The sequence below is a fragment of the Flavobacterium sp. PL12 genome, assembly GCF_039123485.1.
Lineage (GTDB): Bacteria > Bacteroidota > Bacteroidia > Flavobacteriales > Flavobacteriaceae > Flavobacterium > Flavobacterium weaverense.
The window spans coordinates 54589-71812 of the sequence record NZ_JBANDI010000006.1 but is presented as its reverse complement, the minus strand read 5'-3'; the positions used below and the strand labels follow the sequence as shown (position 1 = coordinate 71812).

General features: G+C 32.9%; 15 protein-coding genes. 13 read left to right on the top strand and 2 right to left on the bottom strand.

What is annotated here, in order from left to right:
* Nucleotides 1-75 precede the first annotated feature (75 nt).
* The 9 genes from RCH19_RS04560 to RCH19_RS04520 all read left to right on the top strand — a co-directional run bounded on the left by RCH19_RS04560 (nucleotide 76) and on the right by RCH19_RS04520 (nucleotide 10860).
* Entirely contained in the window at nucleotides 76-564 is a 489-nt protein-coding gene (locus RCH19_RS04560; RefSeq protein WP_343022229.1) for a hypothetical protein, read from the top strand.
* 27 nt (nucleotides 565-591) lie between these two features.
* Entirely contained in the window at nucleotides 592-1743 is a 1152-nt protein-coding gene (locus RCH19_RS04555; protein ID WP_343022228.1) for an efflux RND transporter periplasmic adaptor subunit, read from the top strand.
* 8 nt (nucleotides 1744-1751) lie between these two features.
* Nucleotides 1752-4922: an efflux RND transporter permease subunit gene (locus RCH19_RS04550; RefSeq protein ID WP_343022227.1), complete on the top strand. Its 3171-nt coding sequence runs from the start codon at nucleotides 1752-1754 to the stop codon at nucleotides 4920-4922.
* Nucleotides 4912-6312, top strand: coding sequence for an efflux transporter outer membrane subunit (locus tag RCH19_RS04545; RefSeq protein ID WP_343022226.1), 1401 nt, complete (start codon nucleotides 4912-4914; stop codon nucleotides 6310-6312). Before RCH19_RS04550 ends, RCH19_RS04545 begins: the two co-directional genes overlap by 11 nt.
* A gap of 289 nt (nucleotides 6313-6601) precedes the next feature.
* Nucleotides 6602-8155, top strand: a complete 1554-nt coding sequence (locus tag RCH19_RS04540; RefSeq protein WP_343022225.1) for a bifunctional response regulator/alkaline phosphatase family protein — start codon at nucleotides 6602-6604, stop codon at nucleotides 8153-8155.
* Between the two features lie 103 nt (nucleotides 8156-8258).
* Complete coding sequence (tsaE, locus tag RCH19_RS04535; RefSeq protein WP_343022224.1) at nucleotides 8259-8666, top strand: tRNA (adenosine(37)-N6)-threonylcarbamoyltransferase complex ATPase subunit type 1 TsaE; 408 nt, start codon at nucleotides 8259-8261, stop codon at nucleotides 8664-8666.
* 8 nt (nucleotides 8667-8674) lie between these two features.
* The gene (locus RCH19_RS04530; protein ID WP_343022223.1) at nucleotides 8675-9148 is read left to right on the top strand and encodes a GNAT family N-acetyltransferase; all 474 of its coding nucleotides are present in this window, start codon (nucleotides 8675-8677) and stop codon (nucleotides 9146-9148) included.
* 93 nt (nucleotides 9149-9241) lie between these two features.
* Complete coding sequence (locus tag RCH19_RS04525; protein ID WP_343022222.1) at nucleotides 9242-10441, top strand: alanine dehydrogenase; 1200 nt, start codon at nucleotides 9242-9244, stop codon at nucleotides 10439-10441.
* 35 nt (nucleotides 10442-10476) lie between these two features.
* Complete coding sequence (locus RCH19_RS04520; RefSeq protein ID WP_343022221.1) at nucleotides 10477-10860, top strand: DUF4258 domain-containing protein; 384 nt, start codon at nucleotides 10477-10479, stop codon at nucleotides 10858-10860.
* A gap of 177 nt (nucleotides 10861-11037) precedes the next feature.
* On the opposite strand, the gene ung is transcribed toward RCH19_RS04520, so the two are convergent.
* Nucleotides 11038-11718: a uracil-DNA glycosylase gene (ung, locus tag RCH19_RS04515; protein WP_343022220.1), complete on the bottom strand. Its 681-nt coding sequence runs from the start codon at nucleotides 11716-11718 to the stop codon at nucleotides 11038-11040.
* 167 nt (nucleotides 11719-11885) lie between these two features.
* Here ung and RCH19_RS04510 point away from each other — a divergent pair, with 167 nt between their 5' ends.
* The 4 genes from RCH19_RS04510 to RCH19_RS04495 all read left to right on the top strand — a co-directional run bounded on the left by RCH19_RS04510 (nucleotide 11886) and on the right by RCH19_RS04495 (nucleotide 15427).
* Nucleotides 11886-14051 carry a DNA mismatch repair protein MutS gene (locus tag RCH19_RS04510; RefSeq protein WP_343022219.1) on the top strand — a complete coding sequence of 722 codons (2166 nt, stop codon included), beginning with the start codon at nucleotides 11886-11888 and terminating at the stop codon, nucleotides 14049-14051.
* Between the two features lie 231 nt (nucleotides 14052-14282).
* A complete protein-coding gene (locus RCH19_RS04505) occupies nucleotides 14283-14588 on the top strand; it encodes a GIY-YIG nuclease family protein (RefSeq protein WP_343022218.1) in 306 nt (101 codons plus the stop codon).
* Nucleotides 14589-14808: 220 nt separating this feature from the next.
* Nucleotides 14809-15225, top strand: a complete 417-nt coding sequence (locus tag RCH19_RS04500) for a DUF393 domain-containing protein (protein ID WP_121925164.1) — start codon at nucleotides 14809-14811, stop codon at nucleotides 15223-15225.
* 76 nt (nucleotides 15226-15301) lie between these two features.
* Nucleotides 15302-15427, top strand: coding sequence for a hypothetical protein (locus tag RCH19_RS04495; protein WP_262706557.1), 126 nt, complete (start codon nucleotides 15302-15304; stop codon nucleotides 15425-15427).
* Between the two features lie 66 nt (nucleotides 15428-15493).
* On the opposite strand, the gene ettA is transcribed toward RCH19_RS04495, so the two are convergent.
* Nucleotides 15494-17188, bottom strand: coding sequence for an energy-dependent translational throttle protein EttA (gene ettA, locus RCH19_RS04490; RefSeq protein WP_343022217.1), 1695 nt, complete (start codon nucleotides 17186-17188; stop codon nucleotides 15494-15496).
* Nucleotides 17189-17224 lie beyond the last annotated feature (36 nt).

Here is a 17224-nt window from a genome sequence, read left to right as displayed (position 1 = left end):
AAAAAGATTAACATTATTTTAAGTTCGTTTAGTTCGGTAATCTATGAACTAAACGTAATTTTGCAAAAAAAAATTATGCAAAAAATACAAAAAGAACGCGAAGAGCTTATTGAGATGTTCGGACTTCATTTTGAGTTGCTATATAATTTGCCACCTCTTGGTTCTCGAATACTTGGATTATTAATAATTGATGGTTGCAAGTCAGGGTTAACATTTGAGGCAATAGTTGAAAAAATGAAAGCCAGTAAAAGCTCTGTTTCTACAAACTTGAATTTACTTTTAAAAATGGATAAGATCACTTATTACACCGTAGCTGGTGATCGCAAAAAATATTTCAAACCTTCACCTTTTAGTGAAAGATTAGCAAATTATATCAAATTACTGGAATTCGAAAAGAAGATAATTGATCGATTAATTGATTATCGAGAGAAAACAGTTTCTTGTTCGGAAGAGCAATATAATATGGAGAATGTAAAAGCATATAAAAATCACGTTTGTGAAGTTGAGGAGCTTTTAATAAAAACCATAGATCAGTTTAAAGAAATCGAAAAGAATAATTCTTAAATATAAATACTTAACCCAATCATAGAAATGAAAAAAAATTCAATATTTGCTCTATTTGCCTTGCTAATCATAGCTTCTTGTGGTAAAAAAGAAGAACAACAAATGCCTGCTCCTACTGCAGCTCCTTTTCCTGTTCAAACAGTAACCTTGCAAGATGCAGTGGTTTATCATGAGTACACAGCAAACCTAGAAGGTCAGCAAAATGTAGAAATTCGTCCTAAAGTAAATGGGTTTATTCAAAAAATTTATGTTGATGAAGGTCAAGTTGTTCGCAAAGGACAAATACTATTCAAACTTGAAACGCAAACTTTAAATCAAGATGCATCAGCCGCAAAAGCAATGATCCAAGCTGCTCAGGTGGAAGTAGATCGATTGAAACCTTTAGTAGATCGAAAAATTATAAGTAATGTTCAGCTGGAAACTGCAAAAGCAAAGTTGGCTCAAGCCAAAAGTGCCTATGGTAGTATTGCTTCAAATATTGGTTTTGGAACAATCGTTTCTCCTGTGAATGGAGTTATAGGAAGTTTACCTTTCCGTGAAGGAAGCTTAGTGAATTCTGTAAGTGAAATGCCTTTAACAACAGTTTCAGACACTAAAATAGTTCGTGCTTATTTTTCTATGAATGAAAAACAATTACTTTTTTTCAACAAGACTTTTAAAGGAGGTTCAACTGCTGAAAAATTGAAATCAGTTCCTGAAGTTTCTCTATTATTAGTTGATGATTCAGAATATGATCAAAAAGGAAAAGTAGTTACAATGAACGGCTTAGTGAATCCTACAACAGGAACAATACAATTTAGAGCTGAGTTCAAAAACCCAGAAGGTATTTTAAGAAGCGGAAGCAGCGGAATTATTCGCATGCCTATTCTACAAAAGGATGTGATGTTAGTTCCTCAAAATGCAGTTTTTGAAGTACAAGGAAAACAGATGATTTTTGTGGTGGGCGAAGGTAATAAAGTACAATCAAAAATTATTGTTACAAATGGAACTTCTGATTTAAACTTTATTGTTACTGAAGGACTTTCTGAAGGCGATGTTGTTGTAGTTGAAGGTACTTCCAAGTTGAAAAATGACACTGAGATTGTTCCGCAGCAAAAAAAAGAAACTAATTCAACAGAAACTGCTGCTCCAATAGCTAAAGACTCACTAAAAATAAACGCTACTCCAGCTAAAAAATAATACTCAAAATGTTAAAAACTTTTATAGAAAGACCAGTCCTATCGACGGTAATTTCCATCTTAATTACCATTTTAGGTGTTTTAGGATTGATGTCGCTACCGGTCGAACAGTATCCAGAAATAGCACCACCAACGGTTCAAGTTAGTGCAAGTTATACCGGTGCAAATGCTGAAACAGTACTTAATAGTGTTGTTATTCCGCTAGAAGAAGAAATTAATGGTGTTGAAGGAATGACTTACATGACTTCCTCTGCAGCTAATGATGGTTCTGCTAAAATATCCGTTTACTTTGAATTAGGTGTAGATCCAGATATTGCTGCAGTAAACGTTCAAAATAGAGTTGCTCGTGCCACCAGCAAATTACCTCAAGCGGTTGTTCAAACTGGAGTTACAACTGTAAAAAGTCAAACGAGTGCTTTGATGTTTTTTGCTTTGTATTCGAATAACGATGACTTTGATGAAACGTATATTCAGAATTATGCGAAAATAAATTTAGTACCAAAATTACAACGTGTAAAAGGTGTTGGACAAGTTAATGTTTTTGGAGCTAAGGATTATTCGATGAGAATTTGGATCGATCCTGCAAAAATGGCTTCGTATAATGTTTCACCAAAAGAAATCCAAGCGGCGCTACAAGAGCAAAACGTAGAAGCAGCTCCAGGAAAATTTGGAGAAAATGCGGATGGTGTTTACGAATATGTTATTAAATATAAGGGAAGACTATCTGAAATTTCAGATTACGAAAATATTGTAATTCGTTCGACAGGAAATGGAAATTTTCTTCATTTAAAAGATGTTGCCACTGTTGAATTAGGAGGTTTCAATTATGGAACTAAAAATATTGCAATGGGTAAACAAGGAGTTGCTGTTGGTGTTTTCCAAACTTCAGGCTCTAATGCACAAGATATTATTACTGAAGTAATGACCATCTTAGATGAGACAAAACCAGATTTCCCTAAAGGAGTTGATTATGTAATTCCGTTGAATACTAAAACGTTTCTTGATGCATCAATCGATAAAGTATTAACGACTTTACTAGAAGCATTTATATTGGTTTTTATCGTAGTTTATATCTTCTTGCAAGATTTTAGATCTACATTAATTCCTGCTATTGCAGTTCCTGTAGCAATTATTGGAACATTTTTCTTTCTGCAGTTGTTTGGATTCTCAATAAATATGTTGACTTTATTTGCCATGATTCTTGCAATTGGAATTGTCGTCGATGATGCCATTGTCGTCGTCGAGGCAGTACACGCTAAGCTAGATGAAGGCGCCAGATCCGGAAAAGAAGCTACAATTTCAGCGATGAGCGAAATTACAGGTGCGATTATTTCCATCACACTAGTTATGGCTGCCGTATTTATCCCAGTTTCATTCTTGAATGGTCCGTCTGGAGTATTTTATCAGCAGTTTGCAATCACTTTAGCAATTGCAATTTTAATTTCTGCAGTAAATGCATTGACTTTGAGTCCTGCATTATGTGCGTTGTTTTTAAAACCACATAAAGATTCAGATCATCACGATGCCAATTTTAAAGATCGTTTTTTCATCGCTTTCAATTCTAGCTTTGATCGAATGAATAATAAATACGTGAAGTCTTTAGGCTTTTTAGCTAAAAAAAGATGGATTACAGTTGTTGGATTAATTGTATTTTCGGGAATTACTTTCTTATTGTTTCAAACTACACCGTCTGGATTTATTCCAAATGAAGATCGTGGAATAATCATGGCCGATTTGACGCTTCCTCCAGGAACAACATTGGAGAAAACACAGATTGCAGTTAAGGAGTTAGACACTATTTTAGGTTCAATGGATATTATTGAATCTCGAATGAGTGTGGTAGGTTTTAGTTTGTTGAATAGTGTAAATGGTGGTTCGTACGCCTTTACAATTATCAAATTGAAAGATTGGAAAGATAGAAAAGGAGACAACCAATCTGTTGATGCCGTTGTAAAAGAGTTGTTTGGCAAAACAGCACATTTTAAAGATGCAAGAGCATTGTTTTTTACACCTCCAAGTGTACAAGGTTTTGGTTCAGCTGATGGTTTCGAATTAAAAATTCAAGACAAAGGGGATGATGATTGGGCTACAGTCAGCAAAGTCAGCAATGAATTTCTAGGCGAATTAATGAAAAGGCCTGAAATTCAATATGCACAAACTAACTTTAATGCGTCGTTTCCACAGTTTGAAATGGACATTAATGTAGAAAGAGCTAAAGATGCAGGAGTATCAGTTTCGGATATTTTCAATACCATGCAAGGATATTACGGCGGATTGTACACTACTGATTTTAATAAATTTGGTAAACAATATCGTGTAATGATTCAGGCAAAACCTTCTGATAGAGCGACAGAAGCTTCTATAAATAACATTTATGTGAAAAATGCTGCAGGTCAACAAGTAGCAATTAGTCAATTTATAAGTTTAAAAAGAATCTACGGTCCAGAAGCAGTTGCTCGTTTCAATATGTTGAAAGCAGTTAACGTGAATGGTAAAGCAAATCCTGGATTTAGTTCTGGTGATGCCATCAAAGCGATTCAAGAAGTAGCAGAACAACATCTACCTAAAACATATAGCTATGAATTCTCTGGAATGACTAGAGAAGAAATTTTAGCGGGAAGCCAAGCTATTTGGGTTTTCTTATTGAGTTTAATCTTTGTGTATTTCTTGTTGAGTGCGCAGTATGAGAGTTATTTAGTGCCACTATCTGTTTTACTATCATTACCTGTAGGTATTGCTGGAGCCATTGGTTTCGTGAAATTAGCGGGATTAGAAAACAATATTTATTTCCAAGTTGCCTTGATAATGCTGATAGGATTATTAGCGAAAAATGCGATTCTGATAGTCGAATTTGCGATACAACGACGCCGACAAGGTATGGATTTAACACAAGCTGCAATTGAAGGTGCTAAAGCACGTTTACGTCCAATTTTAATGACTTCGTTAGCATTTATATTTGGGTTGTTACCTCTAGCTTTTGCTTCAGGTGTTGGTGCAGTTGGTAACCGTTCTATTGGTATGGGAGCCGTTGGAGGAATGTTAGTAGGAACAATTTTAGGAGTTTTTGTAATTCCAATTCTATTCATCATATTCCAGAGCATGCAAGAAAAAATTTCAGGAAAACCTGTAATTACTACTGAATCTGATGTTATACTTTTAAATGAAGAAAATGAAAAATAAGTTCCATAAAATAGGGCTGCTTGTTCTTACAGCTACCGTAATGCAATCTTGTTTTGTTGCTAAAGAGTACAGCCGACCAGATTTAAAAACAGAAAATTTATATAGAAATCAAGTAGTTTCAAATGATACTTTATCCTTAGCCAATGTGGCTTGGGATAAGGTTTTTACTGACCCGCTTTTACAAGGTTATATTAAGAAAGGCCTAGAAAACAACTTAGATGTCAAAATTGCGATGCAAAATATTGTCGCAGCAGAAGCAATGATGAAGCAAGGAAAAGCAGGTTACTTCCCTACTCTTTCGGCTGGAGCAGACTGGACACATCAAGAACTTTCTAAAAACAGTCAATTTGGTGCGCTATTACAAAGTAGAAGCACGGATCAATATCAGTTAACAGGAAATCTTTCTTGGGAAGCAGATATCTGGGGAAAAATAAGAAGCAATAAACGCGCTGCAAATGCAAGCTATTTCCAAACTACAGCAGTGCAACAAGCAGTTAAAACTCAAATAATTGCTACAATAGCGGCAACTTATTATCAATTGCTTTCAGTGGATGCACAAATAGAGTTAGCAGAAAAAACGTTAGTAAATCGTGACAAAAGTATTGAGACGATCATCGCTTTGAAAGATGCTGGAAATGTTACTGAAGTTGGTGTTAAGCAAACTGAAGCTCAAAAATATGCAACTGAAATAATTATCGCTGATTTAAAAAACAGCATCATTATTCTTGAAAATTCATTGAGTATTTTAATGGGCGAAAGTTCTACAAAAATGGAACGTAGCACTTTCGAAAAGCAAACTATGCAACCAGCAATTACTGTTGGAGTTCCCGCTACTTTACTGAGAAATAGACCAGATGTGATTGCTGCAGAATACAATTTGATTTCTAATTTCGAACAAACCAATGTTGCTAAAAGTAATTTTTATCCAACATTCAAAGTTACTGCTTCAGGTGGACTGCAAAGTATTGATTTAAAAGAATGGTTTAGCGCTAATTCTCTTTTTGCAAATGTAATAACGGGTTTGACACAACCTATTTTTAATCAAAGGCAAATCAAAACTAAGTTTGAAATTGCAAAGGCAAATCAAGAAAAAGCATACATACAATTTGAGCAATCATTATTGACTGCAGGAAAAGAAGTTTCGGATGCGTTAGCTAATTACAACAATGAGACGTACAAACTTACGGTGAGAGAGAAACAAGTTGATGCATTAAATAAAGCAACCGAATATTCAGATGAATTGTTAACGTATGGTTTAGCAAATTATTTAGAAGTATTAACTGTTAAAGACAATGCTTTGAATGCGGAACTTAATTTAATTGACAACAAATATCAACAGTATAAAGCAGTGATTCAATTATATCGCGCGTTAGGCGGTGGTTGGCAATAGAACAACTTAGTTCATTAATTATTAATTCTAATTTCTTAAAACCACTACTTATTTATTAGGTAGTGGTTTTTTGCTTTACTCAATTTTCGATCTTAACACTTATTGTAATCCAAAACTTAAACATTTTATAATTATGTTTTAATGATGAAACTCAAATTTAAGTCGAAAAGTTTAAGATAACCAGCAACTGACTTGGTAAAAAATTATAATAATATTAGCAGATACAAGCTACAAAAAAATGTAATTTGGCACTTTGATTTTGTACAATACAACACTTGCAATACAAATTATGGATAAAATAAAAATACTTTGGGTAGATGATGAAATCGACCTTTTGAAACCACATATACTATTTCTTGAGAAAAAAAATTACGAAGTAACTACTTGTAATAACGGTCTCGATGCTATTACAATTTTCGAAGAAAATAACTTTGATGTTGTTTTTCTGGATGAAAATATGCCCGGAATTAGCGGACTTGAAACACTAATGGAAATGAAGGAAAAAAAATCTTCAGTTCCCATGATTATGATTACCAAGAGTGAAGAAGAATATATAATGGAGGAAGCGATTGGTTCTAAAATCGCTGATTATCTTATTAAACCTGTGAATCCAAATCAGATTTTACTGAGTTTAAAGAAAAATTTAGATCACTCTCGATTGATTTCTCAAAAAACAACTTTAGATTATCAGAAAGAATTTCGAAAAATTACTATGGAAATGGCACAAGTCAACTCCTATGAAGATTGGGTCGAAATGTATAAAAAACTTATCTTTTGGGAATTAGAGTTGGAGAATATCGATGACCAAGGAATGATTGAAATTCTGGAATCTCAAAAAGCAGAAGCTAATTCTCAATTTGGAAAATTTATTGAACGTAATTATGAAGATTGGTTTGCACCAAAAGCGGATAAACCTGTTCAATCACATACATTATTCAAAGAGTTAGTACTACCAGAACTAAAGAAAAAAGATAAGCCAATCTTGTTTGTAGTAATTGATAATCTTCGCTACGATCAGTGGAAAGCATTTGAAAGTGTTGTGGGCAATTACTATAAATTAGAAAAAGAAGTTGCGTATTATTCTATTTTACCTACCGCTACACAATATGCAAGGAATGCAATATTCTCTGGCTTAATGCCAATAGAGATGGAGAAACAGTTTCCACAATATTGGAAAAATGATCCTGAAGAAGGTGGAAAAAACTTGTACGAAGCTGAGTTTTTAACAGCGCAATTGAAAAGATTAGGATTAAATATCAAGGAAGACTACTTCAAGATAACCAACCTTGCGGGCGGAAAAAAATTAGTTGAAGGATTCAAATCTTTGAAGAATAATGACTTAGTTACTGTTGTTTATAATTTTGTAGACATGCTTTCTCATGCTAAAACAGAAATGGACGTAGTAAAAGAACTTGCTTCAGATGATAAAGCGTACAGGTCACTTACTTTGAGCTGGTTTAAAAACTCGCCTCTGTTAGAAATAATTCAACAAGCTCAAAAAATGGGTTTCAAATTAATTTTAACAACCGACCACGGTACGATTAATGTAAAAAATCCTTCGAAAGTTATAGGAGACAAAAACACTAGTTTAAATTTACGCTATAAAACTGGACGAAGTTTAACGTATGAAAATAAAGATGTGTACGCTGTTAAGGAGCCAAAAAACATTGGTTTACCCGCGATTAATATGAGTAGCTCCTATATTTTCGCAAAAAATGATTTGTTTTTAGCTTACGTAAATAATTATAATCACTATGTGAGTTACTACAAAAACACCTATCAACACGGAGGAATTTCTCTAGAAGAAATGATAATTCCATGTTTAATATTTAGTCCGAAATAACCTTTAAATATAAATCTCGTAATAATAATTTACTATCTCAATAGTACTTATTTTACGGGATTTACATTATTTTTACAATCTGAATTATCTAACTAAAACAACCATGGAAATCAAATTTTCATTAGACCAAATAGAGCAAGTTGCTCAAAAAATAATTGCAGAAAAACCAAATAAAGTAATTCTTTTTCATGGAGAAATGGGCGTTGGAAAAACAACTCTTATTAAACAGTTATGTAAATGTTTAGGAGTTCAAGGTGCGACAAGCAGCCCAACCTTTTCTTTAGTTAATGAATATGAAGCAGCTAACAATCAACTGGTTTACCATTTTGATTTTTATAGATTAAATAAGGAAACCGAAGCGCTAGATATGGGAATCGATGATTACTTATATTCTGGAAATTGGTGTTTTATTGAATGGGCTGAAAAGATCCCTAATTTAATTCCGGAGTTACATTCTGTCATTACAATTTCTTTGCTTCCTGATGGAAAACGAGAATTAATATTAAGTTAGAACAAAAGATGAGTTTAAAAAATACTTTAGAAATAATTCCTTTTACAACAGATTTAAAAGATCATATTAAAATATTAAATTTTGAATGGCTTATAAAATATTTTAATGTAGAACCAAAAGATCAACTTGTACTTTCAAATCCACAAGGGGAAATTATTGATAAAGGAGGATTTATATTTTATGCCAGATATAATGGTGAAATTATTGGAACCGTTTCTCTTCTGAAAATAGATGATTCAACTTTTGAATTAAGCAAAATGGCAATAACCAGCAAAATTCAGGGATTGGGAATTGGAAAGAAATTAATTGATCATTGCTTATCTTTCGCCAAGGAAAATAAGATTGAAAAATTAATTTTGTACTCTAATAGAAAGCTGCTTACAGCCTTACATTTATATCGTAAATTTGGATTTGAAGAAATTGAATTAGAAACTGGAAATTATGAAAGAGCAGATATAAAAATGGAACGAATAATTGTTTAAAATTTCTGCTTATCTTTATCTCATTAAATAATAAACTATTGTACTTTTTCTATTCAAAATTTGATAGTAAAGGAACTTTTAAAATAACAACCAATGCCAATTACCAACACACCTTTCACAAAGCAGCAGCTTTTACCTCAAGAAGAAAAACTTGAAGTGGGAAGACAGAAAAGCGAACTTTTTATTGGTATACCAAAAGAAAATAGTCATCAAGAGCGCCGTATTTGCCTTACTCCTGACGCTGTGAATTCATTGACATTTCACGGTCATCGAGTGATGATTGAAACTGGTGCTGGCGAGAGTTCAAGTTATACTGATAAAGAATATTCGGATGCTGGTGCCGAAGTAACTTGTGATACAAAAAAGGTTTTTGGTTGTCCAATGATTTTAAAGGTTGAACCCGCAACCACTGCAGAGATAGAAATGATGAATACTAAAACAATTCTAATTTCTGCTATCCAGATTAAAACACGTAAAAAATGCTATTTTGAAGCATTGTCTAAAAAGAAAATAACCGCACTCGCTTTTGAATATATTAAAGATGAAGATGGATCTTATCCAGCGGTGAAGTCATTGAGTGAAATTGCTGGAACTGCTTCGGTACTTATTGCGGCCGAATTAATGATTACAAATGAGTTTGGAAAAGGATTATTATTTGGGAATATTACTGGCGTACCTCCTACTGATGTCGTTATTCTAGGTGCAGGAACTGTGGGAGAATTTGCTGCAAAAACTGCTATAGGATTAGGTGCAACCGTTAAAGTTTTTGATAATTCGATTACTAAGTTACGTAGATTACAAAATAATTTAAACCAGCGAATATTCACTTCAACCATCCAACCGAAAGCTTTGCTAAAAGCATTAAGACGATGTGATGTAGCCATTGGCGCGATGCGAGGTATTGAGCGCTGTCCAGTAATTGTTACAGAAACAATGGTCGAACACATGAAAAAAGGTGCAGTTATTGTGGATGTAAGTATTGATACTGGCGGTTGTTTTGAAACTTCAGAAGTTACTACGCATGAGAAACCCACATTTATTAAAAGTAATGTATTGCATTATTGTGTTCCTAATATTCCGTCTAGATATTCAAAAACGGCTTCACTTTCCATAAGTAATATTATTTCTCCATATCTGTTACAAATTGCGGATGATGGCGGTATTGAAACTGCCATTCGTTTTGATACAGGATTAAAAAATGGAGTATATATGTACCACGGAATTCTCACTAGCAGTGCCATTGGAGATTGGTTTAATTTGCCTAACAACGACATCAATTTAATTGTTTTTTAAGGAAACTTTCTTCTACCTTTGCACAAAAATTAATCATGAAATTTATACATCGTTTCGCTTATTATTTAGTGGGTTTGGTAATGGGAGTGTTTTTTGTCTCTTTGGTTTTTAGCGGTAAAGACACCCGTTGTAATTATTTTCCTAATGCTAGAGTTTTAAATGATTTAAGAAACAAACCTTTTCATTATTCTGAAAAAGCTTCTCAAATTTTAGCTGAATCATGGATTGATACATCAGATGTTAAAAACACTTTAGAATTTGGAGACGTAGTTTTTGATAAAAGTAATGTTGTTGTTAAAAAAGGAAAGCTTTACGTAATTGAAGGTAAAACTTTAAAAAATCAAGAAATCATTTTACAAGTAATTAACTACGAAAATAGAGCGGTTTTAGACGATATAATAAAAGTAAAAAAAGAGTAAAATATAGGTTTGTTTATTGATTTGGGCATGCCACCATAAAACAAGAAGGGCTCATTACATTACTGTGATGAGCCCTTCTTATTTTATGCTGTCGGGCTTTTCGCGCTACTTCGGTAGCCAGCTGCAATCCCTCACGCGAACTACAATGAGATACATTCTTGGATTTTAAAATTAAATTCATTCTCCAGCAATCCATTCTATAGGTGCAATACCATTACTTTTTAAGTAATCATTCGTTTTAGTGAAATGTTTATTTCCAAACCATTTTCCTTGATTAGCACTCATTGGCGAAGGATGTCCGGATTCTAAAACTAAATGTTTTCTACGATCAATTTTGAGACCTTTTTTATGCGCAAAAGCGCCCCAAAGTAAAAAGACAATATTCTCTCTATCATTTGAAATCTTTTGAATTATAGTATCCGTAAAAAGATTCCATTTTAAATGTTTGTGACTATTTGGAGTATCTTCTCTTACTGTTAATGAAGCGTTCAAAAGTAAAACTCCTTGTTTAGCCCATTTTTCTAGATTTCCAGAAGTTGGTAAAAAAATAGTTTGTAAATCATCATTTAATTCCCGATAAATATTTCGCAGCGAAGGAGGAATTCTCACGCCATCATTAACTGAAAATGATAAACCGTTGGCTTCTCCACGACCATGATATGGATCTTGGCCAATTATTACTACTTTTAAATCGTTGATACTGCAATAATTAAAAGCTGAAAAAATTAGATCTTTCGGAGGATAACAAATTTGCTCATTATATTCTTGATCAACTATTTCTAATAAATCTTCAAAATAGGGCTTTTGGATTTCCTCTGATAAAATATTTTTCCAATCCGCATTAAGATTAATTTTCATATCTAATATTTAATTTTCAAAGATACATAGTGTAATTGTAGTGACATAAAATTCTTCGTTTAAAACTTAATAAAAGCGAAAGTAAACAATCTTTAATTCTTTGTGAATGACTGTTAAATAGTCTTAACTATTAACTATTTTTGTACTGAAAAGAACCAAAGCCATAAATGATATCCATCACCGAAAAAACATTACAAGATTTACAATTTCCAACCGTTTTAGAGACGATTTCGGAAATTTGTAATACTGATATAGGAAAACAAAAAGCATTAGAAATAACTCCTTTTAAAGATAAGGAAACGTTGATGAAAGCATTAATGCAAACATCAGAGTACGTCTCGTCTTTCCAAAATAATAATGCAATTCCAAATCATGGTTTTGACGCCATCACGCACGAAATTAGATTTCTTGCAATAGAAGATAGCTTACTTGAGGTTGGAAGTTTTCGCAAAATTGCTACTATATCCTCCTCTGTAAATTTTTTGCTTACCTATTTTAAAAAGTTTGATGACTATTATCCTAATTTGAATTCGAGAGCATTATCGGTCGAATTTACAAAGGATATTATCGCAATGGTAGACGAAATTGTAGATAAATACGGAGAAATTAAAGATAATGCTTCTCCAGATTTATTGAATACTCGTAGAAATATGAATACAGTAAGAGGAAAAGTGAATCAAAGTTTTGGAACTGCTTTAACACAATATAATGCTTTAGGTTATTTAGATGATATTAAAGAAAGTTTTGTGCAAAATCGTAGAGTTTTAGCGGTATTGTCAATGTATCGTCGTAAAGTAAAGGGATCAATATTAGGAAGTTCGAAAACAGGAAGTATAGCCTACATCGAGCCCGAAGCAACTTTAAATTATTCGAGAGAACTTAGCAACTTAGAATACGAAGAAAAGGAAGAAATTAATAGAATTTTAAAACAGCTTACCAATCAAATTAGACCTTTTTTACCTTTATTAATTCAATATCAAGATTTCTTAAGTGACATTGATCTCATTTCTGCTAAGGCCAAGTATGCTAATCGAATTAACGGTATCATGCCTGCCATTACTGAAAATAGAAGGCTATATTTTAGAGATGCCTTCCATCCTATTTTGTATTTGAATAACAAGCAAAAAAATGAAATTACGCATCCTCAAACTATTGAGTTAGCGCAAGAAAATAGAATAATAGTTATTTCTGGACCTAACGCTGGTGGAAAAACAATTTCACTAAAAACTGTTGGTTTACTTCAATTGATGTTGCAATCTGGAATGCTAATTCCAGTTCACGAAAGAAGTGAAACGTTCTTATTTGATCGTATACTAACGGATATTGGAGACAATCAATCTATTGAAAATCATTTGAGTACTTATAGTTACCGATTAAAAAACATGAATTACTTTCTCAAGAAATGTAATAGAAAAACTATGTTTTTGATTGATGAATTCGGTACAGGATCAGATCCTGAATTAGGAGGGGCATTAGCGGAGATTTTCTTAGAAGAATTTTATCATAGAGAAGCTTTCGGAATTATCACAACACATTATTCCAACTTGAAGATTCTTGCAAATGAATTGCCTTTTGCGACGAATGCCAATATGCTTTTTGATGAGAAATCATTAGAACCAATGTATAAACTAGCTTTGGGACAAGCAGGAAGTTCCTTTACTTTTGAAGTAGCACTCAAAAATGGAATACCGTACGGACTAATCAATAGAGCTAAAAAGAAGATTGAAGTTGGAAAAGTACGGTTTGATAAGACTATCGCTACGCTTCAAAAAGAGCGCTCGAAGATGGAAAAAACTTCACAAACGCTAAAAGAAGAAGAAACGAAAGCGCGTGAAGAAGGACGCAAAATGGAAAATATAAATGTCAAGATAAAGCAGAAATTAGAAAGCTATCAAGAACTATATGATAGTAATCAGAAGACAATTTATATTGGACAAAAAATTGAAGATATTTCACAGAAGTATTTCAACAATAAAAATAAAAAAGATCTAATAGCTGAATTTTTGAAAATTATCGAAATAGAAAATTCTAAGCGTATAAAAGCAACTCCTAAAGAAGCGAAAGCAATTGTCGCTAAGAAAAAAGAAATTATTGAGGAAGTAACAGTTCATGTCGAAGAGATCAGAAAAGAGAAGAAAGAAAAGAAACTAAAACCTGTAATTGAAAAAATTAAACATATTTTGAAAGTTGGTGATAGAGTTCGCATGCTTGACGGAAAAGCTGTAGGAACTATAGAAAACATTGAAAAAAACAAAGCTAATGTGAATTATGGTGTTTTTATGTCTAAAGTAAGTTTAGAAGACTTAGAATTAGTTGAAGCTGTGAAGAAGTAATATAAGCTCTTGACAGAATTGGCTTTTTTACTTTTTATTCAGTCATTACGATAAACTTCGCAATCACAATTAAATAAACTTTTAATAATAGAGTTAAATACAGTCGGTTACGCAAGTCATTGCGAGGAAAGACGCAACCACACTAAAAATAACCGAGTTGAGTAATGAAAGTGATCAACTTAATAAGATTACTTCGTTCTTCGTAATGACAGTATTAATAAAATAAAAACTATGAAACCAGGATTTATTTATATAATCACTAATAAATACCAAACTGTAGTTTACACTGGAGTAACTTCCAATCTTCCGCAACGAATTTTGGAGCATAAAGAAAAAAGGTATTCCAATTCATTTTCGGCTCGTTACAATCTTAATACATTAGTTTACTACGAACAATTTCAATGGATTGGTGATGCAATTACAAGAGAAAAACAGATTAAAGCTGGTTCGAGAGAAAGTAAAAATAATTTGATTCGCTCATTAAATCCTACATGGAAAGATTTATTTGAGGATATTAAATCCATAATGACTGAATAAAGTCATTGCGAGGAACGAGGCATTAGCATCAGGATAAAAGTATGCTGGACATAATATTATCTAATAACACTAGTCATTGCGAGGAACGACGCAACCACACTAAAATTAACCGAGTTGAGTAATGAAAGTGATCAACTTAATTGGATTACTTCGCACCTCGCAATAACAATAAAACTTGCTGACCTATTAAAATCACTTCATCCCTTGCAATCACTATAAAATGGAAAAACTACCAAACGATAAAAAAATAATACTCTTTGATGGCGTTTGTAATCTTTGTGATTCTGCGGTTCAGTTTATAATCAAACACGATAAAAAAGATATTTTTAGATTTGCATCACTACAATCAGATTTAGGGAAAGAAATTACGACATACCTTGGAGTAAGCAGTGAGAAATTGGATAGTATAATTTTATATCAGCCTGGTTTTGCTTACTACCATAAATCACAAGCTGTTTTTGAAATTGCAAAAGATCTCGGAGGAATTTTCTCGTTATCTCAAATTTTTTCAATCTTGCCTTCTTCCTTTACGAATTTTATATATGATTACATCGCTAAAAATCGTTATAAGTGGTATGGAAAAAAAGATGCCTGCATGCTCCCTTCAACTCATTTAAAGGCGAAATTTTTGGAATAAAAATAATTATGATAAATATCATACCTTTTATATTGCAAGAAGTATATATTTGACGAATCTTAAAATTTAATAAAACATGAAAGACACAACACTTTTTACAATGGATAACGGGACATTTATAATGGTTGTCGTATTTGGTTTGGTAATAGTAGGACTAGTTGCCGCCGTTTTTATTATGATGAATTCAGATAAAAAGAAATAAATAACAGCAAAAAAAAGAGGATGACCTTTTGGACATCCTCTTGCTGTTAGAAAATTTGAAAGCGATTTAGCTTCTAATTAATTTTCTGTATTTCAATCTTTTCGGAGTTAAATCACCACCTAGACGTTTTTTCTTGTTCTCTTCATATTCAGAGAATCCACCTTCAAAACAATACACTTCTGAGTTTCCTTCAAAAGCTAAAATATGAGTACATATTCTATCTAGGAACCATCTATCGTGCGATATTACTACTGCACAACCAGCAAAACTTTCTAAACCTTCTTCTAGTGCACGAAGTGTATTAATATCTAAATCATTTGTAGGCTCATCTAGTAATAAAACGTTTCCTTCTTCTTTTAGAGTCATCGCAAGGTGTAAACGGTTGCGTTCTCCACCAGAAAGAGCAGAAACCTTTTTATTTTGCTCTCCTCCACCAAAGTTAAAACGAGATAAATAAGCTCTTGAGTTTACTTGTTTTCCACCCATCATAATTAATTCTTGACCATCAGAAAAGTTTTCCCAAATAGATTTGTCAGGATTAATATTAGAGTGTGCTTGATCCACATAAGCGATTTTAACAGTATCACCAATCATAAATTCACCAGAATCTGGTTTTTCTTCACCCATTATCATTTTGAAAATAGTTGATTTACCAGCACCGTTTGGTCCAATAATTCCAACAATTCCCGCTTGTGGCAAAGTGAAGTTTAAATTATAATATAATAATTTATCACCAAAACCTTTGGCAACATTTTTAGCCTCAATTACATTTGTTCCTAAACGCGGACCATTTGGAATATAAATTTCTAAATTTTCGTCCAATTGCTTTTGGTCTTCATTCAATAATTTATCATAGTTCTGTAAACGTGCTTTTTGTTTTGTTTGACGACCTTTAGCTCCTTGTCGAACCCAGTCCAACTCACGTTCTAAGTTTTTTCTACGTTTAGAAGCTGTTTTTTCTTCTAATGCCATTCTACTAGACTTTTGGTCCAACCATGAACTATAATTTCCTTTCCAAGGAATACCTTCACCTCTGTCCAATTCTAAAATCCATCCTGCAACATTATCTAGAAAGTATCTATCGTGCGTAACAGCAATCACTGTTCCAGCATACTGTGCTAAATGTTGTTCTAACCAAAGAACACTTTCTGCATCCAAGTGATTCGTAGGCTCATCCAGAAGCAATACATCAGGCTGTTGTAATAACAAACGACATAAAGCAACACGACGGCGCTCTCCACCAGATAAATTTTTAATTGGAGTATCACCTTCTGGAGTACGCAATGCATCCATGGCAATTTCTAATTTTGTGTCAATTTCCCAAGCACCTAATGCATCAATTTTATCTTGTAAAAGCGCTTGACGATCCATCAATTGCTCCATTTTATCTGCATTCTCATATACTTCTGGTAAACCAAAACTATCATTGATTTTGTTAAATTCATCAAGAACGGCCATCGTTTCAGCAACTCCTTCTTTAACAATTTCAATTACTGTTTTAGTATCATCAAGAATTGGCTCTTGTTCTAAGTAACCCACAGTATAACCCGGTGCAAAAACAACATCTCCTTGATAGTTTTTATCTACACCTGCAATAATTTTTAATAAAGAAGATTTTCCGGAACCATTTAAACCTAAAATACCAATTTTAGCTCCGTAAAAGAAACTCAAGTAGATATTTTTAAGTACAGGTTTATCTGCTCCTTGATAGGTTTTACTCAATTTTGACATTGAGAAGATAACTTTTTTATCGTCTGCCATAATTCTTGTTTAAAGTGTTTTTTGTTTATTTTTTAA